At 53.5% G+C, this 23482-nt stretch carries 30 protein-coding genes; 15 read left to right on the top strand and 15 right to left on the bottom strand.

Annotation, left to right across the window (positions count from 1 at the left end; all coding sequences use genetic code 11):
- Positions 1-254: 254 nt before the first annotated feature.
- The 10 genes from ACO0LD_RS18975 to ACO0LD_RS18930 all read right to left on the bottom strand — a co-directional run bounded on the left by ACO0LD_RS18975 (position 255) and on the right by ACO0LD_RS18930 (position 7426).
- Complete coding sequence (locus ACO0LD_RS18975; RefSeq protein WP_423009635.1) at positions 255-911, bottom strand: YoaK family protein; 657 nt, start codon at positions 909-911, stop codon at positions 255-257.
- On the bottom strand, positions 908-1324 hold the full coding sequence (locus ACO0LD_RS18970) for a DoxX family protein (protein WP_423009633.1): 417 nt from the start codon (positions 1322-1324) through the stop codon (positions 908-910). The genes ACO0LD_RS18975 and ACO0LD_RS18970 overlap by 4 nt, the downstream gene beginning before the upstream one ends.
- 10 nt (positions 1325-1334) lie before the next feature.
- Complete coding sequence (locus ACO0LD_RS18965; RefSeq protein ID WP_162060251.1) at positions 1335-1487, bottom strand: DUF1427 family protein; 153 nt, start codon at positions 1485-1487, stop codon at positions 1335-1337.
- Between the two features lies 1 nt (position 1488).
- Positions 1489-1725, bottom strand: a complete 237-nt coding sequence (locus ACO0LD_RS18960; protein WP_423009631.1) for a DUF1427 family protein — start codon at positions 1723-1725, stop codon at positions 1489-1491.
- A 12-nt stretch (positions 1726-1737) separates the two neighbouring features.
- Complete coding sequence (locus ACO0LD_RS18955) at positions 1738-3597, bottom strand: amidohydrolase (RefSeq protein ID WP_423009629.1); 1860 nt, start codon at positions 3595-3597, stop codon at positions 1738-1740.
- 81 nt (positions 3598-3678) lie between these two features.
- The gene (locus ACO0LD_RS18950) at positions 3679-4332 is read right to left on the bottom strand and encodes a hydrolase (RefSeq protein WP_423009627.1); all 654 of its coding nucleotides are present in this window, start codon (positions 4330-4332) and stop codon (positions 3679-3681) included.
- 42 nt (positions 4333-4374) lie between these two features.
- Positions 4375-4848 (bottom strand): hypothetical protein, encoded by a 474-nt coding sequence (locus tag ACO0LD_RS18945; RefSeq protein WP_423009625.1) that lies wholly within the window; start codon positions 4846-4848, stop codon positions 4375-4377.
- Between the two features lie 56 nt (positions 4849-4904).
- Positions 4905-5279, bottom strand: coding sequence for a hypothetical protein (locus ACO0LD_RS18940; RefSeq protein WP_423009623.1), 375 nt, complete (start codon positions 5277-5279; stop codon positions 4905-4907).
- A 51-nt stretch (positions 5280-5330) separates the two neighbouring features.
- Positions 5331-6350 (bottom strand): alpha/beta fold hydrolase, encoded by a 1020-nt coding sequence (locus ACO0LD_RS18935; RefSeq protein WP_423009621.1) that lies wholly within the window; start codon positions 6348-6350, stop codon positions 5331-5333.
- 188 nt (positions 6351-6538) lie between these two features.
- Positions 6539-7426 (bottom strand): sensor histidine kinase, encoded by an 888-nt coding sequence (locus tag ACO0LD_RS18930; RefSeq protein WP_423009619.1) that lies wholly within the window; start codon positions 7424-7426, stop codon positions 6539-6541.
- A gap of 214 nt (positions 7427-7640) precedes the next feature.
- On the opposite strand from ACO0LD_RS18930, the gene ACO0LD_RS18925 reads away from it, so the two are divergent.
- From ACO0LD_RS18925 to ACO0LD_RS18885, 9 genes are all read left to right on the top strand, one after another.
- Complete coding sequence (locus ACO0LD_RS18925) at positions 7641-8318, top strand: response regulator (protein ID WP_423009617.1); 678 nt, start codon at positions 7641-7643, stop codon at positions 8316-8318.
- A 40-nt stretch (positions 8319-8358) separates the two neighbouring features.
- Positions 8359-8805: a hypothetical protein gene (locus ACO0LD_RS18920; protein ID WP_423009615.1), complete on the top strand. Its 447-nt coding sequence runs from the start codon at positions 8359-8361 to the stop codon at positions 8803-8805.
- A 33-nt stretch (positions 8806-8838) separates the two neighbouring features.
- Positions 8839-9570 carry an ATP-grasp domain-containing protein gene (locus ACO0LD_RS18915; protein ID WP_423009613.1) on the top strand — a complete coding sequence of 244 codons (732 nt, stop codon included), beginning with the start codon at positions 8839-8841 and terminating at the stop codon, positions 9568-9570.
- A gap of 45 nt (positions 9571-9615) precedes the next feature.
- On the top strand, positions 9616-10086 hold the full coding sequence (locus ACO0LD_RS18910) for a YbaK/prolyl-tRNA synthetase associated domain-containing protein (RefSeq protein WP_423009611.1): 471 nt from the start codon (positions 9616-9618) through the stop codon (positions 10084-10086).
- Between the two features lie 247 nt (positions 10087-10333).
- Complete coding sequence (locus tag ACO0LD_RS18905) at positions 10334-10603, top strand: hypothetical protein (protein WP_423009609.1); 270 nt, start codon at positions 10334-10336, stop codon at positions 10601-10603.
- Between the two features lie 107 nt (positions 10604-10710).
- Complete coding sequence (locus tag ACO0LD_RS18900; RefSeq protein ID WP_423009607.1) at positions 10711-11205, top strand: hypothetical protein; 495 nt, start codon at positions 10711-10713, stop codon at positions 11203-11205.
- A gap of 66 nt (positions 11206-11271) precedes the next feature.
- Positions 11272-11940, top strand: a complete 669-nt coding sequence (locus ACO0LD_RS18895) for an O-methyltransferase (protein ID WP_423009605.1) — start codon at positions 11272-11274, stop codon at positions 11938-11940.
- Positions 11941-12091: 151 nt separating this feature from the next.
- Positions 12092-13168: an SMP-30/gluconolactonase/LRE family protein gene (locus ACO0LD_RS18890; RefSeq protein ID WP_423009603.1), complete on the top strand. Its 1077-nt coding sequence runs from the start codon at positions 12092-12094 to the stop codon at positions 13166-13168.
- Positions 13169-13299: 131 nt separating this feature from the next.
- Positions 13300-13854: a hypothetical protein gene (locus ACO0LD_RS18885; RefSeq protein WP_423009601.1), complete on the top strand. Its 555-nt coding sequence runs from the start codon at positions 13300-13302 to the stop codon at positions 13852-13854.
- Between the two features lie 207 nt (positions 13855-14061).
- Here the strand turns inward: ACO0LD_RS18885 and ACO0LD_RS18880 are convergent, their stop codons facing one another.
- Positions 14062-14646: a hypothetical protein gene (locus ACO0LD_RS18880; protein WP_423009599.1), complete on the bottom strand. Its 585-nt coding sequence runs from the start codon at positions 14644-14646 to the stop codon at positions 14062-14064.
- On the bottom strand, positions 14609-16762 hold the full coding sequence (locus ACO0LD_RS18875) for a S9 family peptidase (RefSeq protein ID WP_423009597.1): 2154 nt from the start codon (positions 16760-16762) through the stop codon (positions 14609-14611). The genes ACO0LD_RS18880 and ACO0LD_RS18875 overlap by 38 nt, the downstream gene beginning before the upstream one ends.
- A 150-nt stretch (positions 16763-16912) precedes the next feature.
- Between ACO0LD_RS18875 and ACO0LD_RS18870 the strand changes: the two genes are divergently transcribed.
- Together ACO0LD_RS18870 and ACO0LD_RS18865 are read left to right on the top strand one after the other, a co-directional pair.
- Positions 16913-17269 carry a nuclear transport factor 2 family protein gene (locus tag ACO0LD_RS18870; RefSeq protein WP_423009595.1) on the top strand — a complete coding sequence of 119 codons (357 nt, stop codon included), beginning with the start codon at positions 16913-16915 and terminating at the stop codon, positions 17267-17269.
- Complete coding sequence (locus ACO0LD_RS18865) at positions 17259-18458, top strand: serine hydrolase domain-containing protein (RefSeq protein WP_423009593.1); 1200 nt, start codon at positions 17259-17261, stop codon at positions 18456-18458. The genes ACO0LD_RS18870 and ACO0LD_RS18865 overlap by 11 nt, the downstream gene beginning before the upstream one ends.
- Positions 18459-18507: 49 nt before the next feature.
- On the opposite strand, the gene ACO0LD_RS18860 is transcribed toward ACO0LD_RS18865, so the two are convergent.
- Complete coding sequence (locus ACO0LD_RS18860) at positions 18508-19299, bottom strand: alpha/beta fold hydrolase (RefSeq protein ID WP_423009591.1); 792 nt, start codon at positions 19297-19299, stop codon at positions 18508-18510.
- Positions 19300-19476: 177 nt separating this feature from the next.
- Here ACO0LD_RS18860 and ACO0LD_RS18855 point away from each other — a divergent pair, with 177 nt between their 5' ends.
- The 3 genes from ACO0LD_RS18855 to ACO0LD_RS18845 all read left to right on the top strand — a co-directional run bounded on the left by ACO0LD_RS18855 (position 19477) and on the right by ACO0LD_RS18845 (position 21604).
- The gene (locus tag ACO0LD_RS18855) at positions 19477-19905 is read left to right on the top strand and encodes a MarR family winged helix-turn-helix transcriptional regulator (RefSeq protein ID WP_423009589.1); all 429 of its coding nucleotides are present in this window, start codon (positions 19477-19479) and stop codon (positions 19903-19905) included.
- A gap of 47 nt (positions 19906-19952) precedes the next feature.
- Positions 19953-20522, top strand: coding sequence for a demethoxyubiquinone hydroxylase family protein (locus ACO0LD_RS18850; protein WP_423009587.1), 570 nt, complete (start codon positions 19953-19955; stop codon positions 20520-20522).
- Between the two features lie 407 nt (positions 20523-20929).
- On the top strand, positions 20930-21604 hold the full coding sequence (locus ACO0LD_RS18845) for a GNAT family N-acetyltransferase (RefSeq protein WP_423009585.1): 675 nt from the start codon (positions 20930-20932) through the stop codon (positions 21602-21604).
- A 30-nt stretch (positions 21605-21634) separates the two neighbouring features.
- Here ACO0LD_RS18845 and ACO0LD_RS18840 read toward each other — a convergent pair whose 3' ends face one another.
- A complete protein-coding gene (locus tag ACO0LD_RS18840) occupies positions 21635-22033 on the bottom strand; it encodes a GFA family protein (protein ID WP_423009583.1) in 399 nt (132 codons plus the stop codon).
- Between the two features lie 109 nt (positions 22034-22142).
- On the opposite strand from ACO0LD_RS18840, the gene ACO0LD_RS18835 reads away from it, so the two are divergent.
- The gene (locus ACO0LD_RS18835; protein WP_423009581.1) at positions 22143-22709 is read left to right on the top strand and encodes a GNAT family N-acetyltransferase; all 567 of its coding nucleotides are present in this window, start codon (positions 22143-22145) and stop codon (positions 22707-22709) included.
- Positions 22710-23032: 323 nt separating this feature from the next.
- On the opposite strand, the gene ACO0LD_RS18830 is transcribed toward ACO0LD_RS18835, so the two are convergent.
- Positions 23033-23389, bottom strand: coding sequence for a DUF1801 domain-containing protein (locus ACO0LD_RS18830; protein ID WP_423009579.1), 357 nt, complete (start codon positions 23387-23389; stop codon positions 23033-23035).
- Between the last annotated feature and the right edge of the window lie 93 nt (positions 23390-23482).

The following is a 23482-nucleotide window of genomic DNA, read 5'->3' as shown; positions in this document are numbered from 1 at the left end:
TTAACAATCAAGGGAAATATTTTAGTGAGGGTGGGAATGGCGTTGTGTTTTTAATACAGGTTGGGTGAATGTGGGTGGGTAGATACGTAGGTTGGGCTACGGTGTATCAGCCCAACACTGTGCGGTTGATAAACGTATACGTTATTTAAGCGCCGAGTGTTGGGCTGGTAAAGCGTAGCCCAACCTACGAGGCTAAATGTTCGCGGCTAAAGCCGCTCCTGCGAAACACGTGCTCAAAGGCGCAGGCTTCAACCTCACTCAGCCAACCCAAACACAAAACACAAAATCACCACCGGCAAACCCAATGCAAAAAACCCCGCATACATATACGCAAACGCCCCTCCTACTGCCCCCACACCAAAAGCCAGTACCGGCCACAAGAATTTCCACAGCCGGGCTTTGGTGCCCGCGACTGCACTGCCCCTGAGAATGTCCACCAGGTCAATCACGATCTGGGTGACATTGCCGGTCATGACGGTGGTGGGTGCCAGCTCTGTCCATACCAGACGGCTGGCGGCGTTTTGCACGCCCATGGCGGCGGCACCGGCTATGCCTGCCACGAGGGGCAAGATGGCATCAGTGCTTTGCACGGGCGTAGATAAACAGCCCAGCAGCATGAACAACAGCAAGAACAATAACTGCATGCCCGTCAAGGCACGCGCTGCGGATTTGCCGCTGGCCTCAAGCCTGACGGCGACGATGCGGGCCAGTGCCACGGCCAGGATAAATGCCGGGAAAGCCAGGAACTTGATCAGCACACCATGACTGGGGTGGGCCAGCTCACTGCCGATGAGCACAAAGTTGCCAGTGACATGGGCGGTGAACAAGCCAAACAGGGCGACAAAGCCGACGGTATCGACATAGCCTGCGGTAAAACCCAGAGCAATGCCCAGTGTGTGTTTGCTCGTCATGCGGCTTTGCCCTTGCTCAATGAATATGCGCCCGGCCCGGCCAGGGCGATGGTGCTGAAGATGATCAGCAAGAGCCAGCCAAACTGGCCTTCGGCTATGCTCCAGTCCGGGTGTACTGCCAGCATGGACACCAGCAGCAAGAAGATGATGGGCAGGCAAGCCAGCCTTGTCAAGATGCCTGCAGCAATCAGCAGCGGGCAGGCAATTTCTGCCAGCAATGCCAGCCACAGCGTGAGGGCGCGGCCCAGATGCATGGGGTCATCGATATGCGTCAGCTCGGTGCTGTAATGCATGAGCTTGGGCAAGCCATGCACATATAAGAGCATGAAGGCACCTGCCAGTCTGAGGAAGAGCAAACCCAGATCAGGTTTGGCGGGCATGGACAAGCGCTGGAAAAAATTCATCGTACTCATGTAATGCCTTTCAGGCGAACTGCCCAGCCGCGAGATAACCAACCGTCATGGCTACCACCAGCAGAGCACCGATGGGCGTTGGCGGTGCAGGCGAAGGAATATCCAGCCAGCGACATAAACCGCCGATAGCCAGACCCAGTAATGCCCCTATGGCGATATCCATCTCAAGCCTCTTTCTTGTTTTCTGTATTCTCTAAAGCATGGCCGCCACACAAGGCCTTGTGTTTTGCTTCCTGTGCCTGGGTGTAACGATCCACCAGCCAATAGCCAAGGCTCATGGTAAACACCAGAAAAGCCCCGCTCAATACCGGCGGAGATGGCACGGGGATGTGCAGCAAGTTGCAGCCTGCACCAGTAACAAAGGAGATAACCAGGCCCAGCAAAATTTTTGAATAACGCATGTTGCTACTCTCTTAAAAAGCAAAACAACTGCAACCCAGCGCACCCCAGAACCCTGAAAAATCAGAGACCGGTACATTCGCACCACGTGCCACATCATGCCTGTGTACATGCACGCCACAAGCGCCACGGCACTGATGTGGCAATGCCGTTTTTTGCGTAGCTGTCACTGCACGATAATGCCCGCTGATCTTGGTGACGGGCGACCAGTCTGGCAGCACCGGAATCGCAGGTGGTGACAAGGGGCCAAATTCTGCCACGCCATACACTATCTTGCCATCGACGATGGTGAGTAACGCTTCTATGTGTTTGATACTCTCTTCTGCCACGCTGAAATAATCGGCAGACAGCACTGCCAGGTCTGCCAACTGACCTTCCTTGATCTGGCCTTTCTTGCCCTGCTCATTCGAGAACCAGCTACTGCCCAGTGTCCATAATTCCAGCGCGGCATCGCGTGACAATTGCGCATTGACGCTGGCCAGACGCAAGCCGCCTACGGTGCGGCCAGAGACCAGCCAGTACAGCGCAGTCCAGGGGTTGTAACTGGCGACGCGGGTGGCGTCGGTGCCTGCGCCGACTGGCACGCCCATCTCCAGCATCTTGGCAACAGGTGGCGTCGCACGGGCCGCGTCAGCACCATAGCGTTCGACAAAATATTCACCCTGGAAAGCCATCCTGTGCTGGATAGCGATACCACCGCCGAGATTGCGCACGCGTTCTATATTGCGTTCTGTAATTGTCTCGGCATGGTCAAACATCCAGTGCAGGCCATCGAAGGGGATGTCGCGATTGACCTTTTCAAACACGTCGAGCATGCGGCTGATGGATTCATCATAAGTCGCATGCAGGCGGAAAGGCCAGCGCTGGCTGACGAGGTGGCGCACGACTTTTTCCAGCTCATCTTCCATGCCTGCGGCCAGGTCGGGGCGTGGCTCCAGGAAGTCTTCAAAGTCGGCGGCAGAAAATACCAGCATTTCACCCGCGCCATTGTGGCGATAAAAATCGCTGCCATCGCCGGGCTTGACCATGTCGGTCCAACGTTCAAAGTCTTGCAGCTCCTGCCCCTTGTTCTGGGTAAACAGGTTGTAGGCGATGCGTATGGTCAGTTGCTGTTCTTTGGCAAGCTGGTCTATGATGGCATAGTCTTCAGGATAATTCTGGAAGCCGCCACCGGCATCAATGGCACTGGTCAAACCCAGGCGGTTCAATTCGCGCATGAACTGGCGGGTGGAATTGACTTGCAAGTCCAGCGGCAGTTTGGGGCCTTTGGCCAGGGTGGCGTACAGTATCATCGCATTCGGTTTGGCGATGAGCATGCCGGTAGGGTTGCCTGCGGCATCGCGCTGGATTTCGCCACCGGGCGGGTTGGGTGTATCCTTGGTATAACCCACTGCCCGCAAGGCGGCGCGGTTGAGCAGCGCCCTGTCGTACAGGTGCAGGATAAACACTGGCGTATCTGGCGCAGCAGCATTGATTTCATCCAGCGTGGGCATGCGCTTTTCGGCGAACTGGAACTCAGTCCAGCCACCTACCACCCTCACCCATTGCGGCTGCGGCGTGCGTAGCGCCTGCTCTTTCAACATGCGCAGGGCATCGGCCAGCGAGGGCACGCCTTCCCAGCGCAATTCAAGATTGTAGTTGAGACCACCGCGTATCAGGTGGATGTGCGAATCATTCAAGCCGGGGATGACGCAGCGTTTTTGCAGGTCGATGACTTGGGTATTGTCGCCCTTGAAGCGCATGACGCTCTCTGTATCACCCACCGCCAGGAACTTGCCGTCCTTGATGGCGACAGCACTAGCGAGTGGCTGGCTGCGGTCTACCGTGTGGAACTGGCCGTTGTGGAGTATCAGGTCTGCGTTGTTTGCGTTCATGGTGGTTACCTCTTGGAAAATCATCATTGATCCGGTGATTTTTCAGTCACCGGATCAAGAAAAACAAATGCCTGTCAAAGATTAATGCGCTTCACTGGCATTGAACATGCTCTTCGCATAAATCAAGCCCAGGCCATAGCCACCACCATGGGTAATCGCTGTCGCCACGGTTTGATTGTAAGTCTCACCACGCGCCCAGTCACGCTGTAATTCAAGCAGGTATTGCAGCGATGTCATCGGGCGTGCGCCCATTTGTAACATGCGTTCCATGGCGTGCTGGTGGGCTTCTGCGGATACATCTCCGCAAGCGTCCGCAATCACATACACTTCAAAGCCTTGTTCCAGCGCCGAGATAGCCGGGCCAACGATGCAAACTGATGTCCACAGGCCAGCCAGGACTATCCTGTCCTTGCCCTTGGCGTTGACGAGTTCGGCAATGCGGCTGTCTTCCCAGGTGTTCATGCTGGTGCGGTCAACGATTTTTTCATCCGGGAAAACGTTTTTGATTTCTTCAAAGATGGGGCCGGAAAAAGATTTCTCGGCCACCGTGGTCAGGATGGTAGCAACCGAAAATTCCTTGGCGGCCTTGGCGACCATGGCGGCGTTATTGCGCAAGGCCACGAGGTCGATGGATTTTGTCGCAAAGGCCATTTGCGGTTGATGATCTATCATGATCAGGGTGTGGTTAGTCGGGTTCAACAGGGCTTTACCTGGTTCTGCTTTGGCGATAGGCATGATGTGTTCTTTCTGAAAATGAGGATGAATGAGGGACTACTTTTACTTCGTGCGTCTGGCTTGCCAGATTGCGCACGCCAGGAAAACGATGAACAGCAGGCCAAACAAGGCTTTTAGCGCTGGTGCCTCGGGGCTGTTGAGCAAGGGATGGCCCAGCGGCAGACGGGTGCTGGTTTCGGTAATGCCGGGTATCAGGTGGAAAAAGAAACTCAGTGAATAGCTAAGCACCTCTACCCGGCGCGAAAAACGGCCAAACACAGAACTGCTTTGCGCCAGCACGGCCACTGCCAACACCACCAGCGTGATCAGGGCGAGTGCATGCGGCTTGCCAAAACCACCGTGGGCAAATATGCCCAGGCCAGTCAGGCAGGAAATCACTGTCGTCACCAGATAGACTTTACCGCCAGTCTTGCGAGTGTCTATGGCTTGCCAGCGCCAGAGGGCATGCAAGCCAGCGATCACGGCAAGCAGGCTGATGGCGGTATGAAAAATACCCAGAGTCGTCAGTCCAAACATGGTCTTGCCCTCCTCTCAATAGTATTGATTGCAGACTTAGCGAAAACTCATGAAACTCATGACCTGGTATCGCTCTGGACTATCAGACGACGCCCAAAAAATTTTGCATCCAGTGAATAGGCACCAGGACCCAGCAAGGCCAGCACCACTGCATTCGCCATGACGATGGCAAGTACTGGCACAAAAACCTGCCCCAAACTGAACAGGCAAAACCCCGCCATCACCACGCACAACAAGGCAAGCAGCGGCGTCAATATGCCTATGCACAGCAATACCGCCAGTCCCTGTGCCAGCAACTCCATCCAGCTGGCCATTGCTGGCCTGGCACAACAGGCACTGACCGCAGGAAGCTGCAAGGCCACGACCACACGCAGTATCAACAAACCTGCCCCGGCGCGGCCAGCCGGGAACATGGAATAGAGTCTTTGCATGGCGGGCGCTGGCGGCGGTTTAGCGGCGGTTTAGCTGCGATTGAGCCTTGACTAGCCCTTGATAAAGTTCAGCATGTCTTTGTTGAACTGGTCCTTGTGGGTATCTGTCAAGCCATGCGGCGCACCTGCGTAGACCAGCAATTTGGAGTTCTTGACCAGCTTGGCAGATGCACGGCCAGCAGCATCGATGGGCACGATCTGGTCATCATCACCATGCACGATCAGGGTCGGGATATCGAATTTCTTGAGATCTTCCCTGAAATCAGTTTCCGAGAATGCCTTGATGGAGTCATAGGTATTCTTGTGCCCTGCCTGCATGCCTTGTGCCCACCATGAATACACCAGGCCTTGCGATACTTTGGCACCAGGACGGTTGAAGCCATAGAAAGGCCCGCCTGCCACATCCAGATACAGTTGCGCACGGTTAGCCAGTGAACCGGCACGCAAGCCGTCAAACACCGACATCGGCAAACCACCCGGGTTGGTATCTGTCTTCAACATCAAAGGCGGCACGGCCGAGATCAGGCCAGCTTTGGCCAGGCGCTTGGTACCATGGCGGCCGATATACCGCGCCACTTCGCCACCACCAGTGGAGAAACCAAACAGGACGACGTTTTTCAGGTCCAGCAATTCGATCAATTGAGCGAGGTCGTCGGCGTAGTGATCCATGTCATTGCCATCCCAGGGTTGGCTGGAGCGGCCATGGCCACGGCGGTCATGAGCGATGCAGCGGAAACCTTGTGATGCCAGGAAGATCATTTGCGATTCCCAGCTATCAGAATTCAGTGGCCAGCCATGGCAAAAAACGACGGGCTGACCTGAGCCCCAGTCCTTGTAATAGATATCGGTACCATCTTTGGTTTTGAAGTAAGCCATTTTTTTCTCTCCGTGAAAGTGGGCTGCTGCTGTTGTTGACTGCGTTGACTGTGTTGCCTGATTTGCCTGGTCGGCTGGGCTTGCCATGGCCACGAAAGGCAGGCCGAAAGCGGCGGTGGTGGCGGTAGCAACGCCGCCGAGCAAGACCTTGCGCCGCTGACGGTCAATTGCCATGCCGTTGTCTTTGGTTTCCATGAACTTCTCCAATTGCATCAATAAGGGGCCATACCTCAGCCGCAAACAACTGCTAGCCGAGCCATGAGATAGAGCAAAGTGTATGGACATGGCAAAAATTGCACATCGCTCTAAAGCGGGGGAGGCAACTAATCATTTCGGGTAGTTTTTGGATAGCCATCAACACAACAACACACGCCAATCGCCCACTAATGCCGGTACAGCAGCTTTTGCAGGAAACGGCAGGTACTGCTTAACCGAGATTTGGCAAACTGCTGACCAGACGCCACTGGGCTGCCGAGGCTCAGCGACCATTCGGTCCCTGCCCCTGGCGCACTCCAGATTTCCAGCCGTGATTGCAGGATGCTGACCTGCGCCAGCATTTGCTGCACACCTGGATAGCCATGCTTGTCCATCGTAGCCGGGCCAACTCTTGCATACGCCCGGCCATCATCACGGATGCGCAGTCCCAGGCTATCCAGGGCGTGGCAGAGTTCCACCTCCACCCTTTGTGCATGCGCATGAAAAGCAGCATTGATCATCGCTGTACGTGCCAGTTGATAGATGGTATTGCGCGCGGCCACTGTGATGGGCAAAGCATGCCCGCTGATGCTCAGGCAAAATGAGACCTGGCTGCTTGCCGCAAGGCTGAAAGCCAATTCAGCCAGTGCTTGCTCCAGTCCGCTGCCGGGCTGGGCGATGCGCTGCTCATCCTGCATGGCTTGCCGCCCTTGCGCCAGCAAGTTCTCGGCCTCATCAAGCAGGCCTTCAATTTGCGCACGGCCCTGCCCTTCGCCAGGTAATTGGCTGGCCGTAGCTTGCAGGCTTAGCATCAGGCCCTGCACGCCCTGTATCAGGGTGTCGTGCATTTCCTCAAGCGCATGATTGTCGTGCAGCCGCCGCTGGCTCAGGGCCGTGGCGCGCGACATGCCTGCCTGGCAAAGGTAATAGATGCTTGCGCTCAGCGCCAGCAAAGCCAGCGTCGAAGGCCAGGGCAACATCGCGTCATAGAAAGGATGTGGCATGCCAGGCATGCTGCATACCCGATAGGCTGCAATCAACATGGCGTCCTGGTTTTGTGTGAGGGAGGTGAGCAATGTCGTGCCAGCGGCAACAACATGCAATGCCCCTTACGGGTAATTGACAGCGAGCCTGCAGGCTCTGGTGCGCCTGACTCGGCGGGATTTAGGGAGCGCTAATACCAGTTTTGTAAAACGATGCTATATTGCACTATTTAACAAATACTGCGGATGCAAGGCATGCCCTCTCAAGGAAAGCCCGGCTCCCAGGTCCATTTTGCAAACAGGAATCATGGAACATTGCGAATCGACCGCAGCAATCACTATCTTGTCAGTGGATGACCATCCCCTGTTTCGCCAGGGTATCGCCAGCGTTATTGAAAGCCAGCCAGACATGCGCCTGGCGGGTGAAGCCACCAATGGCAATGAAGCACTGGCCAGTTACCGCGCCTTGCGCCCTGACGTTACCCTCATGGATATCCAGATGCCGGACATGAATGGCATCGACGCCACCATTGCCATACGCCAGGAGTTCCCACAAGCCAGGATCATCATCCTGACCACTTATGAAGGCGATGTACGCGCCCTGCGCGCCGTCAAGGCCGGGGCCGCCGGTTACCTGCTCAAGAGCATGTTGCGCAAGGACTTGCTCGACACCGTGCGCCAGGTGCATAGTGGCCGCCGCTGCATCCCCAACGACATTGCGATGGAACTGATCTCGCCCGCCAGCGGCGATGCCTTGAGCAAGCGCGAGGTAGAAGTATTGAAGCTGGTGGCCGATGGCAAATCCAACAAGCGCATCGCCCTCTCCCTGACCATCTCGGAAGATACCGTCAAGGCCCATGTCAAAAACATTCTGGCAAAACTGACTGCCAGCGACCGCACCCACGCCGCCGTGCTGGCCCTGCAACGCGGCATCATTGATTTGAATTGCCCGCAGCAAGTTCATTCTCAGGCGATGAAATCCTGAGACGAGGATCAGCATCAAAAGAAAACCCTGGCCTGCTCTAATGACAAACTCAGCCGAAGTTCAACAAAACCCCAGGCAAAAGCACCTCGCCTCCTGGATCAGGCTGGCGCTGTTTTTTTGCCTGATGCTTTACTTCCTGATGCGCGCCATCGACTATTTGCACCAGGCAGGCTGCGCACAAAGTCCCGGTGCCGGGATGACAATAGCATCTGGCGATCTGGGCCTGATTTCCGTTGGCTACCAATGGCTGGTAATGCTCTTTGGTGCCGCCATCTTCGCCACCTGGCCGGGTGTCAGTAAATGGCGTGGCCTGTGGCGGGCATTGCTTTTCATGGTCATCAGCTTTTGCCTGTCCATAGTGCTGTCGGTCTGGTATGAAAGTCATGTGGCAGAAACTTGCGTGCGGCCTGGCGCGGCGATGCTTGATAGTGATGGTGCAGGCTTCAGTGCGACCAAGCTTGCCAACATCTCTCTTGCCCGTATATAGTCTTTAGTTACCAAGCAAGATTGACCTCATGCCATGCCCACACTGATATTCACCCCGCGCTACACCGACGATTCACAAGCCTTGTGGAAAGCTGCGGGCGCGCTGGATTGGCAAGTGCAGCGTCTGACCAACTGGCGCGTGCCAGAGCACATGCAAAACCTGGCTGAACCGGTATTGTATGGCGAAGCCCTGTTTGGACCAACGCTGGCAGAACAACTGGGCATACGCCTGCTCAGTCCGCCAGAAGACTGGCTGGTACGCCTGCCCTTGGAATACAGGCAGCGCACGATCAGCCTGCAAACCCTGGGCGAAGCGCGGCAGCTCGTGCAGCCAAATTTCATCAAGCCACCGAATGACAAGAGCTTCCCGGCAGATGTGTATACCGGTGCAACACTACCAGCAGAATATGACGACGACATGCCTGTGCTGGTGTCGGACGTAGTGAAATGGGAAAAAGAATTCCGCTGTTTTATCCTGCAGCGCCAGCTCGTCACCTACTCCATCTATTCACGCTTTGGTGATGTGCAGCGCGATACTGAATTTGCCAGTAGCGCAGACGAAGACCAGGCACTGCTCATGTTCATCAACACACTGCTGGCGGACGAGCGCGTGGATTTGCCTGATGCCTGCGTCGTCGATGCCGGTATGCTGGCTGGCGGCACATGGGCATGCGTGGAACAAAACGCGGCGTGGGGTGCGGGTATCTATGGCTGCGATCCGGCCAGGGTGCTGGAAGTCTTGCGCCACGCATCAATCAAGATTTAATATCTCACCACACCCCTTACTACATCATTCATCAAGGATGACACTATGTTTGACCAATTAAAAACCCTGCTGCAAACCAATAACGCCCGCTTCCGCGTAGTAGAGCATTCTGCCGAAGGCCAGTCAGAAAAAGTCGCTGCCATACGTGGCACAGAAGTCGGCCAGGGTGCCAAGGCCATGCTGTGCCAGAGCAAGGATGAAGCTGCGAAGTTAATTTTGGCGATCTTGCCGGGTGACCAGAAGATCGATTTCAAAAAACTGGCAACTGCCATGCAAGTCAAAAAGACCAGCTTTGCTGCACCAGAAGCAGCCATGGAAAAAACCGGCTGCGTCATCGGTGCGATACCGCCTTTTGTGTTTTCAGATGAGATACAACTGGTGCTCGACCCGTCTCTGGTGGCGCGTTATGCCGAGATCGCCTTCAATGCGGGGCGACTGGATACTTCCATCATCTTGAATACAGAAGATTATCTACGGATTGCCAAACCGATGTTGCATGATATTTGTGCGGTTTGATGCTTTGCAAATCACTCGACTTGCCCCCTTGTGGCTATTGATTAAGCGCCACCCGTACCTGATAGCGATATGGACGGCAATCACTTACCTCTCCAGTGCAGAGTATTTTGGTGTAGCCATCTTTCAAATAGGGCTGCCTTGCCTGATTTACGCCTGCCTAAAATGTGCAAGCAACTGGCGCAAAGCTGAAGTACGCAGCAAATACCTACTCCTGATTGTACTGATCTTGTTGTCGTCCAGTATTGCCATGAGCATCCAGATACACCGGCGCGATGAAGCGCGTGCCTATGCCGATCATATCGTCGCCAAACTGCTGGAATACCAGCACAGCCATGGGAACCTGCCCGTGAAACTGGATGACATACCAGAGCTGGCAAGCACGGTGAAGCGACCACATATGCTCTTTTACGACAACGAGAAGGAAGAACCATTCTTGTACTACGCTGACACCTTCATGCCTTTTGAAGGCTGGCATTATGATTTCAAAGAAAAGCTATGGATCTTTGTTTATGACTGAACTGATGTTTCGACTGTGTTCCCTGGATGTTACATATGGGCGTCAAGGGCGGGTTGTGGCAAAATGACAGCATGATCCTGCATGCGTCTTTGTGAACTCGCTGAAAAATGCGCTTCTTTTCCATCTTCAAACAACACCCTTACCTGCTCTTGCTTTGGGCTGGCATCACCTGGCTTTGCAGTGTTGAGCACGCGGGCATGCTGTCGTGGGTGATCTTGCCCGTCGTGCTGGTGTATGCCTGCATCCGCTATGCCAGCCACCTTGAGAATGATGTTGTAATGAAAAAGGCCGTGTTACTGATGAGGCTTTCCTTACTGTCATTCGCCATAGCAACGCTGATTCAAAATCACCACAATGCATCAGCGAGAGAATATCGCGATATGGTCGTGACAGTGCTCAAGGATTATGAAAAAACTCACGGGCAATTGCCGCCTAGCCTTGATGACATACCAGCTCTGGCAAGCGATGGGCCTCGTCCTCATCTTTTAAGATACTATCGCAACAAAGATGGTGCATTGCTTTTTTACTCTTCCAGCTTCTCACATTTAAAGAGAATGAAGTACGACTTCAGTAATCAAACATGGAAAAGCATACCTGATTAAGCCAGGCAGGTCGCCAGCAATGCATCTACCTCGAAATTTTCTCCCCCCTCCCCCAAGGAAAATCCCATGACGCAAACCACCTGGACCACGGTTGATGACTATTTTTGTGAACGCCTGATCCCTGCCGACCCTGCATTGACTGCGGCCCTGCAAGACAGCGATGCGGGCAATTTGCCGCAGCATCATGTGGCCCCCAACCAGGGCAAGTTCCTGCACTTGCTGGCCAAACTGCAAGGCGCTAAGTCCATACTGGAATTTGGTACCCTGGGCGGCTACAGCACGATATGGCTGGCGCGCGCCTTGCCAGAAGGCGGGCGCGTGGTGTCGCTTGAATTCAGTCCGCACAATGCGGCGATTGCGCAAAAGAATATAGAACGCGCCGGGGTTGCGCACAAGGTGGACATCCGCATCGGCAAGGCGCTTGACACCCTGCCGCAATTGCAGGCCGAGGGCATACATCCGTTTGACATGATCTTTATCGATGCAGACAAACCCAATAACCCGCATTACCTGGAATGGTCGCTGAAACTATCCCGCCCCGGCACCCTCATCATCGGTGACAATGTAGTGCGCAATGGTGCAGTGGCAGACCCCGCCAGCACCGACGCCAATGTACAAGGCGTGCGCAGTTTCTTTGACTTGATGGCCAACAATCCGCGCCTGTCGGCAACGGCCTTGCAAACTGTAGGCAGCAAGGGATACGACGGGTTTTCCATTGCCCTGGTGATTGCCTAGCGTTTGATAAACCCTTGCTCTGTAGGGTGCGCAGTGCGCACCGTTTTTTGCATTCGCGTGGATTGTGAAGATGGTGCGCACGGCGCACCCTACCAAGATACGCTACAAACATCATCAATCAACATCGCCCTGCATGAAACGCATTCTCGCAATGACACTTCCACTCATATTGGCTTTTGCCGCCTATCTCGGCCTGAAGCCCGTACCCATAGAGCCAGTTGCCTGGCAGGCTCCAATAGCAACAGGCTATACCGGTGCGCATGCAGTCAACAACAAACTGCAAGACTTGCATGCTATAGACCTGCGTGGCGAAGTGGGGCCAGAACATATAGCCATAGGCCCGGATGGCAAGCTCTACACTGGAGTGGAAAGTGGCAAGATCTTGCGCATGCAGGCGGATGGCAGTGCACAAGAAGTGTTCAGCAATACCGGCGGCAGACCCCTGGGCATGGCGTTTGATGCAGGCGGAAAGCTGATCGTGGCAGACGCCTTCAAGGGTCTGTTGTCCATCGCTGCTGATGGCAGTATCACTGTTTTGCTCGAAATCATCGAAGGCGGGCCTGTCCATTTCCCTGACGCTGTCGTCATCGCCAAAAATGGGAAAATCTACCTGACCGATTCATCCACCCGTTTCACCCCCACGCAATGGGGCAGCACGGCCGAGGCTGCCATGCTGGATATCTTTGAACAGTCATCCACCGGGCACGTACTGGAATACGACGCGGCAAACAAGGCTGTGCGCGTGGTCGCACAGGGTCTGAGTTTTTCAAATGGCATTGCACTCAGCAGTGACGAAGCCAGTCTGTTCGTCAGTGAAAGCGGCAAATTCAGGGTATGGAAGATTGCCATTGCAGCTGAGCGGCTGGATGTATCGGTGACATCGCCGCAAGCTACTATCTTGTTCGACAACCTGCCCGGCTACCCTGACAATCTCATGCGCGGACAAGACGGAAAAATATGGCTGGGCCTTGCCGGACAACGCAACTTCCTGGACCAGACCGCACAACGCCCCTACCTGCGCAGCATCGCCCTGCGCATCCCGCGCATGCTGTGGAAATTACCCGCCCCCTACGGCCATGTGATTACCTTTACCGAAGACGGCAAGATCGTCGCCGACCTGCAAGACCCTAGCGGCAATTCACCAACAGTAACGGGAGTGACTGAAACAGCAGATAAGCTATACATTCATAATGTCAGTGGCAAAGGCTTGGGGTGGATTGCCAGGTAAGTGATGTTCAAGTAGGTTGCCCACCGCATCATGAACCGTGTCAAGAAGATCCGTCGACGATCAAATGTGTTTGCGCGGATTCTATCCTCCTGCTACCTTACTATTTATTCACCCTCTTGTATTGAACTCCCATGTTTTATTCCACCGTTGGCAAATACACCGTCAGCATCACCACTGACCCGGAAGAAATTGCTCACAAGCTTGCCAGGAGTAACGTCGTTGTCCACAAGCACATCGAAAGCGATCGAAATAGGGACGATCAAGCTTACATCGCCATCGGCGTGACGGATTGTGGGCATGCAGCCGATTTGTTATTTGAAGGCTGGTACTTCCCAGGCCCCTTGTCCGGATTCCACCCTGGAGTATTGATCATTCCAGAGACCGCTACTGTTTTTATCGGGATTGGGGAGGATGCCTATACTTATTCAATGGCACCGATTGACCTCATCGCCAAAGAAAGTGCAGAAGCCGGATTTTGGTATTGGTCAAGATACGGCAATACTGTATTAATGTGTGCAGAACTTGAACTTTCTGCATGGAGCCTGGATGGAAAAAGAAAATGGACTCGCTTCGTCGAACCGCCCTGGCATTACAGTATAGAGAGCGATGTCATCTCGCTGGATATCATGGGAGATGCCGTTCTTTTGTCATTGGAAACAGGCGAAAATGTCAAGATTGATGAGTAGACAAATAGTCTTTTTCTTGAAGTCTGCGTAGGTACGATTAGCGTAGCGTAATCGTACAAATTGTACACGCTCCGTGTCCTCAGTTTTATGATAATGAGTCTCCAGCAAGCACCAATGCTGATGTATTTTTTCCGGGCGGGCTGCAAGCATCACATGGCTCTCATGCGTACGATTACGCCTTGCTAATCGTACCTACGTCACTACAAATTACTTGGTAAAAATAGTGTCCTCAAGAGCGAGTGTTTTTTTGTTATATACAAGATAGATACATCCTCCAAACATAAACTCGACTTTACTCCCTGATTTTGGCCAAAATTGAACTGTGTATGAGTGGGATTCTTCAAGGATTTTTACTTCGTAATTTTCAACTTTACTATAAAAACCATTATCTGCCTTGTAATTCAATTTCTTAAGAGTTTTCTTGATTTCAATGTATGACAAATAGCTGACTTTTAACAAGTCAGCGGACATCTCTACCTTTGGAACTGGGGGTGGGTCTTTATCATAAACGACCTTGCCTTGACCAAGACAATCGTAGGAAATCAAGAGGTTAATAGTAAAAAAAACTGAGCATATTATTCTTTTCATTTGTATGTCTCCAAGCCCATCGTTTTTCCAGCCAGTAGGATGCGTTGTAACGCACCATATCCCGTTGTGTAAGAGAGCGATGAAATGGCAATAAAAGCGGTGCGTTACAACGCGCCCTACAGATTGAATTTTTGTGGATACTTCAATCAAAAGCATTTCACCTGACTCAATCCGCCATCCCCCACTGCCCCAGCATCCACGCATGCTGAAACGCCGCCTCTTGCATTTTCCCATAGCGCCCCGATGCACCCGAGTGGCCTGCGTGCAGATTGGTTTTGAGTAGCAATTGGTGTTGGTCGGTCTTGTTGACGCGCAGTTTGGCGACGTATTTGGCGGGTTCCCAGTAATGTACCTGACTATCATTCAAGCCAGCCAGCACCAGCATCGCAGGGTAGGCTTGTTGCTGGATATTGTCATACGGCGCATAGCTGCGCAAGTAATCATAGACGGTCTTGTTTTTGGGATTACCCCATTCCAGGTATTCGCCCGTGGTCAGCGGCAGTTTTGGATTCATCATGGTGTTGAGGCTATCGACAAAGGGCACCTCAAGCACCGCTGCATGGAACAAGTCTGGTCGCTCATTCAGGACAGCCCCCATCAACAGGCCGCCGGCGCTGGCACCGTGGATGATGAGTTTGTCTGGCCTGGTCCAGCCTTGTGCAATCAAATATTCAGAGGCGGCGATAAAATCATTGAAGCTGTTTTTCTTTTTCATGAGCATACCGTCAGCGCGCCATTGCTCACCCAGATCATTGCCGCCACGGATGCCCGCTTCAACATAAATTACACCGCGTTCAAGCAGGTTGATGCGGCTGACATCAAAGTGGGCTTCTGAGGGTTCGCCATAAGCACCATAGCCGTACAATAGCAGCGGCGCACTACCATCCAGGGCCACGCCTTTTTTATACACTGCCCATAAGGGAATTTGCGCCCCATCTTTGGCGCTTGCCCACAGGCGTCTGGTTTCATATTGATTGGGGTCGTAGTTACCCTGCACTTCATAGCGTTTCAAGACTTTGCGCTGACCAGTTAACACATCCACTTCCAGCGCGACCCGTGGTGTCAATGGTGACTGGAAAAATACCCGGTATGTGGGCGACTCATAGCCATCGCCACCCATGCCATTGATAAAATACGCAGTCTCGTCAAAGTCCAGTGCCTGCCAGCGTTGCTGGGTGAAGTGATAAAAACGCATGCGCGTGACTGCCTGCTTTTTTTCGGTAACGGCCATGAAATCCCGATAGACTTCCAGTTTTTCGGTCAGCACTTCGGGGTCGTAGTCACTAAAGTTTTTCCAGTATGCTGCTGATGGCTGGTCTATGCTGGTGGTGACGATGCGAAAATTAAGTGCATCGCGGTTGGTGGTGATATATAAAATGCCCTCGCGATGGTCGACGGAGTAACGCTGGTCTTTTTGCCTGGCCTGCACCAGTTGCCATGGCGCTTCTGGCTGCGCACTGGGCAGTATCCTGGCTTCATTACTGTCATAGGATGAAGAATCGAGAAGAATCAGTTTTTCATCAAGGCTGGAAGACACGTACAGGCCAAATTCTTGCGCGGTTTCACGGTACTGCAAGACAGGCTTGCCGCCCAGGCGCTGACGGTACAGGCGCTCAGAACGCAGGGTGACAGCATCATCCTGCACATAGAACAGGGTCTGATTATCTGCGGCCCAGGCCATTGAAGACACACGTTGCGCCCTGTCCGGCAAGAGCCGCCCGGTCTTGAGGTCTTTGATAAACAGTTCAAACTTGAGGTCACCAGAAAAATCAAGCGCATAGGCCAGCTTGCTGCCGTCCGGGCTGACATGGAATTCACCCAGGGCGACATAGCGATGCTGGCGCGCCAGCTGGTTCAGGTCCAGCAGGATTTCTTCTGCGGCAGAATCATCCCACTTATTCTCCCACTTATTATCCCTATTAGTCACCCTCTCCACAATTTTCGCAGCACGGCGGCAGATCAACGCATGCTGTTGCCCGGCTTCTATGCGGGTGTAATAGTAAAATTGACCGTGGCGCTGCGGCAGGTTCATGTCCACTTCTTTAACCCTGGCCTTGGTAGTCTCAAACAAGCGTGCCGCCAAGGGCTGCAATGCGGCCATCTGTTTTTCTGTATAGGCGTTTTCTTGCTGCAGATAGGCCATGACCCTGGGGTCTTGCTTATTGCTCAGCCAGTGATAGTGATCGACATACGTTTGGCCGTGGTAGGTTTTTTTGCTTGCCAGTCGGGGCGCAATTGGGGCAACGTCAGCATTTGATGATGCTGCATTCGCGTACAAGGATACCGACATCGTGAAAACAATAAAGAGCGCACGCAGCATATATAGTCTTTTATAATCGAGAAAAATAAATTTTTGTGTGTGCCGCCAGGCTAAAAATTTGCGCGCATCACGGGCGTCGATTTTAACCTATAGTATTAGAACTTAAGGTACAAACTGGTACTGCAGACTGGCACCATTGAAGGAGACGCAATGCTCAACGACACTTTTTTCCAGAAGTTTGCCAGCGAATGGTTGGCTGCCTGGAATGCGCATGATCTTGAGCGCATACTCGGTCACTATGACGATCATTTTGAATTTTCATCGCCAGTGCTGGCGCGGGTAAGCCCGGCGTCTGGCGGCAAACTCAGGGGCAAGGATGCGGCGCGCATGTACTGGAGCCGTGGGCTGGCGGCGCGGCCTGATTTGCACTTTGAGTTGATTGCCCTGCTCAAGGGCGTGAATACGGCAGTCATCCATTATCGCGGACTTGATCATAAGCTCTGTGCAGAATTTTTTATCTTTGGCGCTGATGGAAAAATCCTCAGTTCGCATGCACATGGCGAATAAGTTGATCGTCACGCTGCTCGCATGTGCCAGTCTGCTGATTACAACAACTGCACAAACTACGCAAACCCATGTGGCTGAAGTAAAAGCCGACGCAAATGCTGGAATAAATGCTGAAATAAATGCTGGAACAACGGCTGAAAAAAATGCCGGAACAAAAGCTGATTTATCAGCACAATTCCAGCAACTCGCCAGCAAGCATCAGGTTTGCTCAGCGGCGCTGGTCTATATCAAGGGTGGGCAAATACAGGAGCCATCTTTTGCCAAAGGCTGTGCAGATGCGCTCATGCCTGATGCAAACAGTATCTTCCAGGCGGCATCCCTGGGCAAACCCGTATTCGCGTATGCGGTACTGGGCCTGGCCGCGCAAGGCAAGCTGGCGCTGGATGAGCCACTGATGCAGTATCTGCCGCAGGGTTATCAACATGCATTGCGGCAAGGTGATATCAATAGCCCGCAAGAACTGGTGACAGACCCGCGCTTGCAAAAAATCACTGCACGCATGGTCTTGCAACATATGGCAGGCTTGCATAACTGGTCTAGCGGCAAGCTGGAATTTCAATCCGAACCTGGCACGCGCTGGCAATATTCTGGTGAAGGCTATATGTTGCTGCAAGCTGTAGTCGAAGCCATCACCGGCATGGGGCTGCAAGCCTGGATGCAGCAGCAAGTGTTTGTGCCATTGGGCATGCTGCACAGCAGTTACCAACCGCCCGGGGAATGGCAAGACCTGCTTATCACCGGCAGCATACAGGGCAAGGCCCTGCCCTTGCGCCCGGCGCGCAAAGCCGCTGCCCCAACCAGCCTGCATACCAGCATCAGTGACTATGCACGCTTTGCGCAGGCGGTGTTGAAGGATACCTCCCTTCAGAAACAAATCCTCGATGCACCTGTCATGGCAAACCAGCGCAGCAAGATTGAGTGGGGCCTGGGCTGGGGGCTGAGTCATACGTCTACGGCAGAACATGCGCCACTGCTCTGGCACTGGGGTAACAACTATGGTTACCGCGCCTTTGTCATTCTCGCCCCGGCGGCTGGTGATGGCATGATACTGCTGGCGAGTGGCGACCAGGGTTTGAGACTGGCAGAAGCAATGACGACCCACATCATCCCCGAACAACTGGGCCTGTTCCAGTTTCCCTTGCTGGGGTTGAAGCCAGGTCTTTTATGCCAGGTCACGGGCATCTGCTGACATTTGCTGATGATGGATGGCGGAGTCGACGAGGTTCATGCGATGAAGTTCATGCATTCCTGGTCTGCATGAATTCATCCATGATGGCAAAGGTTTTTACCGGTTGCTCCAGATGCGGCAAATGGCCAGCCAGCGGAACGGCTGTAAAGCGGGCGTTGGCAAAGGCGTCTGCATAGGCTAGACCGTACGCTATCGTCACTACCCTGTCACTCGTGCCCCACACCACTAATACAGGGATGCCAACCTGCCTGAGTCGCTCACGCAATTGCGGATCATGCATGAAGGGTGCACCGGCGATAATGCGCATGGTCGCCATATTGGCGCGCTGCATGGCTTGCTGCTCTGCGGGCAGGCTGGCAGGGTCGACAAAGAATTTGTCTGGCTCATGGAAGGCATGTTCTGCCAGGCCGCGCGGGCCAAGCACGAAGGGGTCGGCAATAGGTTCACCTTCAACATGGATGCCAACAGCATTCACCAGTACCAAACTGCTGATGCGTTTATCTGCATCATGCAAGGCCATTTCCGAGGCAATCCAGCCGCCTATCGATGAGCCTATGACGATCACATCACGCAAATCAAGATGAGCTAGCAGGGCCAGATAAGCTTTGGCCAGGTCAGCCACAGTTTGCACATCATCCGGCTTGGCCGTGCCATTCCAGCCGGGGTGCGTGGGCAGGATGGTAAGGGCACTAGCAGACACATGACGCGCAATGCCAGCCACGGTAGCCGTGCCGCCACCGCCGTGCAAGATCAACACAGGCCGCCCCTGGCCTGCCTGTTCATAGCGGATGGACAAACCGGGACGCAGGTCTGCAATATGGCTTACTGGTGTGTATGACATGATGATTTCTCCAAGACAGAGGAAGATGAACTCAATACCAAATGATTGACATCGATTGACATCGATTGACATCGATCGACATCGATCGACATCGCATTATATACACATATTTATATAAATATGTTGATATAAATCTTCTTATATCAGCTTATTTATACTTTATGCTAGACTCGCCTCATGCTAAATCACATCCAACAACTGGGCAGGGCCGTCAAGCAAGCCCAATATCGCCAGCACCGCGCCCTGGAAACTGCCCTGGCAACTGCCGGCACGACACTGGCCCAATGGGACGCCTTGCGCGCCATAGGCAACACGCCTGGTGCATCATCACATGACCTGGCTGTTGCCACTTTCCAGACCGACCAGGCCTTTGGCACACTGGCCAACCGCCTGGTAGCACAGGGCCTGATAGAACGCCGTGCAGGCGAAGGGCGACGCATAGAGCATTTTCTCAACAAGCAAGGCGAACGCATACTCGCCGCTGCCAATGATATCGCCACGCAGGTGCTGAGCAACAAATTTACCGTCCTCAGTGCAAGCGAGCAAAAGCAATTGCTGAAACTGTTGACCCGGCTGGTGGAAGCGGATGAGGGTGATTTGGGATAATATGGGAGCAATGCCTTCAATGAAGTGCCATCTCAGGCGACGCCACCATGAACAATAGCAAACTGCGGTCTATCAAGAAGAACATCACCCACTCTGCTGCCAAGATGAATCATGCAAACCGCATATTGAAAGTCAATCATGCCGGCGAACATGGTGCCGTCCACATCTATGCCGGACAAATCCTGATAGCCCGCTTCACCGCCCCTGCCATGCTGGCTGAACTGCGCGAGTTCAAAGCGCATGAAGAAAAACACCGCGCCCTGTTCGCAGCAGAATTGCAACGCCGGGCATGCCGCCCATGCCGCAGTGCTTTTTTATGCGCGGCGGGTGGTCTTGTACTTGGCATTGTCACCGGCCTGTTTGGCCGCCATGCCATTGCTGCGACCACGGTAGCGGTAGAACGTGTCGTCTTGCGTCATCTGCAAGCACAACTCACTGCACTGACTTCTGTAGATGCGGCGGCAGTGAAGGTCATTGCTGCTATCGTCGCAGAAGAGCAATTGCATCATGACCAGTCTGCCGCGCATCTGGATAAATTGACTTTATGTAGCAAGTCCCTGCAAACCATGGTGTCTGGTGCAACCGAGGCAGTGATCTGGACCGGGATGCGTGTGTAAGACGATAGGGCAACAGGACACTAGCAGGCCCAGGGCATGCGTGATACGGGCAATTAACAAACTGACACAAGCCTGTATCAGATCAGGCAAAAAAAGGGGCAACCGGGCAAATGATAGATGAGTTTGTCAGTTTGCCCGCAACAATGCAGGCCACCTTGGTCATTACCCATCACTGATTACAGGAATATGAATAAACAAGTGTATAAGCCGATTTTAGCTATGATAATGCGATCTGCTACAGCCAGATAATCACAGTAAAGAGACGAAACAGGCAAGCCTGGCAGGTTTTCAAAACCAATTTAAATTAACTGTTTGACAAATAGTTGATATATTTACTTAAAAGCAACATAATGCAGTAGAGTTGCTTTTTTGAATATATAATTAATTAGATTCAAACAGAGGCGAACATGCACAACCCTATATTCATCAGCGACACCGCAAGCGGTGCCGACAAGACTGACCAGCTACTCAGTGCCTGGGCGCATGGCTGGACGATTTCACGTGGCACCGACGCCCCTATCCCGCTGGCCGATTTTGGCTACCGCATCCAGGTGGGCCTGCCCGGGCATCTGGAGCGCTATGTCTTGCAAGGCCATGTGCTGACCGCCGTGCAAAAACTCGCACAAGAGCTGGACACACCTGACACCTGGCTCAAGATTTGCGCACCGCACAGCAGTGTTGCCAGCCTGCTGCCCAAGCGCTGGAAAATCAAGCCATTAGAATACCTGATGACAAAATCCATCGCGCCTATAGAAGTCAACATGCCCGACGCCTACCACATCAGCCTCACGCAGGATGGCGACGCAGTCACCGCCCGCGTCTGCAGCCGCGAAGGCCACCACGCAGCCACGGGCCGCATGGCCGTCTTCAAGCAGTATGCCGTGTTTGACCAGATTGTCACCGAACCGGCACACCGCCGCCGCGGCCTGGCCTATGCCATCATGCAAAGCCTGGCTAATCATGCCTGCAGCAAAGATGCTTCCATCGGTGTGCTGGTCGCCACGGACGAAGGCCGTGCGCTATACACCGCCATGGGCTGGATGCTGGCTTCAGAAATGACGGCGGCGGTGTTGGTGGAGTGAGAGTGAAATTCAGCTTGCGAACCTTACAGTCTACAGATAACGGGTCTCGGTTGGCGGTGTATCCCAGTTATCATTGATACCGTCGACATAGCTGACAGGTGCCTCCGCCAGTTCTGCAACGGTGATGTCATCAAAACAGCTGACGCTGACGCCATAGAATTTACCGCGTCGGGGTGAATGGGCAATGCCAAATGGCCGCACGCCACAATGCCCGCAAAAGAAATGCCGTTCATTCTTTGCGCCGAATTGATATTCGCTCAGATCAGCCTCACCTGCCAGCAAGCGAAAAGATTCTGGCTTCACCACCGTCGCCCAGCAGCGTATCTTCAAACAAAAACTGCAGTTGCAGCGCATGGTGCCATCGGCCAGATCGATGTCCGCTTCAAAACGTATGGCCTTGCAGTGGCAACTGCCGTGGTAAGTTTTCATGATATTTTATTCGTGTATGCGAGCTGTTATTGTACACAGACTTTCCTGAAGTGCAGTCCACCCATACGCGGTTATAATCTGCACACTGTCCGCCAAGGAGACCCTCATCATGCCCGCCTTTAACCAAGTCACCCTCGACACCCTGCGCCTGCACCTGCGCCCACTGTGCATGGACGATGCTGCCGCCATCCTGCGCATGCGTTCCAAGCCAGACGTGATGCGCTACATGACCACTGCACCCTGGACAGACATTGCCCAGGCAACTGGAATGGTAGAGCGTGACCAGGCCGCCATGGTCAAAGGCGACCTGTTACGCCTGGCAATGATACGCAAATCGGACCAGCAATTTATAGGCAGCTGCATCCTGTTCCACTTTGACGAAGGCTGCCGCCGTGCCGAAATCGGCTATGACATGGACACCACTTTCTGGGGTCATGGCTATATGAACGAAGCCCTGGTTGCCCTGCTTGATTATGGTTTCAATGCATTGAACATCAATCGCGTGGACGCCGACATTCACCCCGACAATGTGAATTCTGCCCGTTCGCTGGAAAGACTGGGCTTCATCCGCGAAGGCTACTTGCGCGAACGCTGGATCATCGACGGCGTAAGGTCGGATTCAGCCTGGTATGGTCTGTTGCACAGTGATTGGGTCAAGCGGGGTGAGTCCCGATAAATTGGGCTTGCATGCGCAGCGTCAAGACATAGACTGCGTATCACGGAGAAAATATTTTTCGCCGTGCACCACGCGCACATGCGGCGCATTGCAATGCGCCCTACGACTATCCTTTTACAACGATCGCGGTGCAATGCAAAACCCGGCAGCTTGCTGCATATAAAACTGCCCGAGTACCTTGATCATTGCCGTAACGTAGGGCGCATTGTAATGCGCCGTATGAGTATGTCACATACCGAGGGAAATATTTTCGCCGTGCACCACGCACACATGCGCTGCATCATATAACTCCCTGGGATCTGACTCTGTTTCCGCCAGCTGACCTACTCACTTGCTGCCTTCAATGCCAGCACCAGATAAGCGTGAACATGCTTGTCACTGATATCCTGTTCAGAAGTCAGCTTGATGTGACGCCGGTACTTGCCCTCGCCTTCCAGCTTCTTGTACTTATCTGGCAAGGATGCACCCTGACCAAACTCCAGGGTCACATGCTTAGTGTAAGAGAAAATGCCGCAGAATGGCCTGGTAGCTGAAAACAGCAGGCCGCCGTATTTCACCTCTTCGGTCACGCTATCATCAAGTTTCAAGACCAGTTCCCGCAAACTTTGCACCAGTGCATAACGCTCTTCATCGAGCATGCGTATGTCTTGCAGTAGTTTGTTGATTCTTTCTGTACTCATGAGGTCTGCTCCCTTCATCACGTGCAGTTTTTTGGTGATCGCTATCGATGCGCGCAGCGTGCTCTACAAAATATGGCGCTCTGCAGGATACGT

Origin of the sequence: Undibacterium sp. Ji83W, assembly GCF_049340385.1 — a bacterium.
In the GTDB taxonomy this organism is placed as follows: domain Bacteria; phylum Pseudomonadota; class Gammaproteobacteria; order Burkholderiales; family Burkholderiaceae_D; genus Undibacterium.
The sequence above is the reverse complement of the archived record's forward strand: the minus strand, read 5'-3'. Positions and strand labels throughout refer to the sequence as shown.

What these genes read in the sequence shown, in the direction of transcription:
- ACO0LD_RS18885 (WP_423009601.1), top strand. Translation starts at nt 13,300, where the DNA reads ATGTTTTATTCCACCGTTGGCAAATACACCGTCAGCATCACCACTGAC.
- ACO0LD_RS18975 (WP_423009635.1), bottom strand. Translation starts at nt 911, where the DNA reads ATGACGAGCAAACACACACTGGGCATTGCTCTGGGTTTTACCGCAGGC.
- ACO0LD_RS18915 (WP_423009613.1), top strand. Translation starts at nt 8,839, where the DNA reads ATGCCCACACTGATATTCACCCCGCGCTACACCGACGATTCACAAGCC.
- ACO0LD_RS18850 (WP_423009587.1), top strand. Translation starts at nt 19,953, where the DNA reads ATGAACAATAGCAAACTGCGGTCTATCAAGAAGAACATCACCCACTCT.
- ACO0LD_RS18925 (WP_423009617.1), top strand. Translation starts at nt 7,641, where the DNA reads ATGGAACATTGCGAATCGACCGCAGCAATCACTATCTTGTCAGTGGAT.
- ACO0LD_RS18840 (WP_423009583.1), bottom strand. Translation starts at nt 22,033, where the DNA reads ATGAAAACTTACCACGGCAGTTGCCACTGCAAGGCCATACGTTTTGAA.
- ACO0LD_RS18920 (WP_423009615.1), top strand. Translation starts at nt 8,359, where the DNA reads ATGACAAACTCAGCCGAAGTTCAACAAAACCCCAGGCAAAAGCACCTC.
- ACO0LD_RS18895 (WP_423009605.1), top strand. Translation starts at nt 11,272, where the DNA reads ATGACGCAAACCACCTGGACCACGGTTGATGACTATTTTTGTGAACGC.
- ACO0LD_RS18830 (WP_423009579.1), bottom strand. Translation starts at nt 23,389, where the DNA reads ATGAGTACAGAAAGAATCAACAAACTACTGCAAGACATACGCATGCTC.
- ACO0LD_RS18890 (WP_423009603.1), top strand. Translation starts at nt 12,092, where the DNA reads ATGACACTTCCACTCATATTGGCTTTTGCCGCCTATCTCGGCCTGAAG.
- ACO0LD_RS18845 (WP_423009585.1), top strand. Translation starts at nt 20,930, where the DNA reads ATGCACAACCCTATATTCATCAGCGACACCGCAAGCGGTGCCGACAAG.
- ACO0LD_RS18865 (WP_423009593.1), top strand. Translation starts at nt 17,259, where the DNA reads ATGGCGAATAAGTTGATCGTCACGCTGCTCGCATGTGCCAGTCTGCTG.
- ACO0LD_RS18955 (WP_423009629.1), bottom strand. Translation starts at nt 3,597, where the DNA reads ATGAACGCAAACAACGCAGACCTGATACTCCACAACGGCCAGTTCCAC.
- ACO0LD_RS18855 (WP_423009589.1), top strand. Translation starts at nt 19,477, where the DNA reads ATGCTAAATCACATCCAACAACTGGGCAGGGCCGTCAAGCAAGCCCAA.
- ACO0LD_RS18965 (WP_162060251.1), bottom strand. Translation starts at nt 1,487, where the DNA reads ATGGATATCGCCATAGGGGCATTACTGGGTCTGGCTATCGGCGGTTTA.
- ACO0LD_RS18870 (WP_423009595.1), top strand. Translation starts at nt 16,913, where the DNA reads ATGCTCAACGACACTTTTTTCCAGAAGTTTGCCAGCGAATGGTTGGCT.
- ACO0LD_RS18875 (WP_423009597.1), bottom strand. Translation starts at nt 16,762, where the DNA reads ATGCTGCGTGCGCTCTTTATTGTTTTCACGATGTCGGTATCCTTGTAC.
- ACO0LD_RS18945 (WP_423009625.1), bottom strand. Translation starts at nt 4,848, where the DNA reads ATGTTTGGACTGACGACTCTGGGTATTTTTCATACCGCCATCAGCCTG.
- ACO0LD_RS18960 (WP_423009631.1), bottom strand. Translation starts at nt 1,725, where the DNA reads ATGCGTTATTCAAAAATTTTGCTGGGCCTGGTTATCTCCTTTGTTACT.
- ACO0LD_RS18950 (WP_423009627.1), bottom strand. Translation starts at nt 4,332, where the DNA reads ATGCCTATCGCCAAAGCAGAACCAGGTAAAGCCCTGTTGAACCCGACT.
- ACO0LD_RS18900 (WP_423009607.1), top strand. Translation starts at nt 10,711, where the DNA reads ATGCGCTTCTTTTCCATCTTCAAACAACACCCTTACCTGCTCTTGCTT.
- ACO0LD_RS18935 (WP_423009621.1), bottom strand. Translation starts at nt 6,350, where the DNA reads ATGGAAACCAAAGACAACGGCATGGCAATTGACCGTCAGCGGCGCAAG.
- ACO0LD_RS18860 (WP_423009591.1), bottom strand. Translation starts at nt 19,299, where the DNA reads ATGTCATACACACCAGTAAGCCATATTGCAGACCTGCGTCCCGGTTTG.
- ACO0LD_RS18940 (WP_423009623.1), bottom strand. Translation starts at nt 5,279, where the DNA reads ATGCAAAGACTCTATTCCATGTTCCCGGCTGGCCGCGCCGGGGCAGGT.
- ACO0LD_RS18910 (WP_423009611.1), top strand. Translation starts at nt 9,616, where the DNA reads ATGTTTGACCAATTAAAAACCCTGCTGCAAACCAATAACGCCCGCTTC.
- ACO0LD_RS18970 (WP_423009633.1), bottom strand. Translation starts at nt 1,324, where the DNA reads ATGAGTACGATGAATTTTTTCCAGCGCTTGTCCATGCCCGCCAAACCT.
- ACO0LD_RS18905 (WP_423009609.1), top strand. Translation starts at nt 10,334, where the DNA reads ATGAGCATCCAGATACACCGGCGCGATGAAGCGCGTGCCTATGCCGAT.
- ACO0LD_RS18835 (WP_423009581.1), top strand. Translation starts at nt 22,143, where the DNA reads ATGCCCGCCTTTAACCAAGTCACCCTCGACACCCTGCGCCTGCACCTG.
- ACO0LD_RS18880 (WP_423009599.1), bottom strand. Translation starts at nt 14,646, where the DNA reads ATGCGTGGATGCTGGGGCAGTGGGGGATGGCGGATTGAGTCAGGTGAA.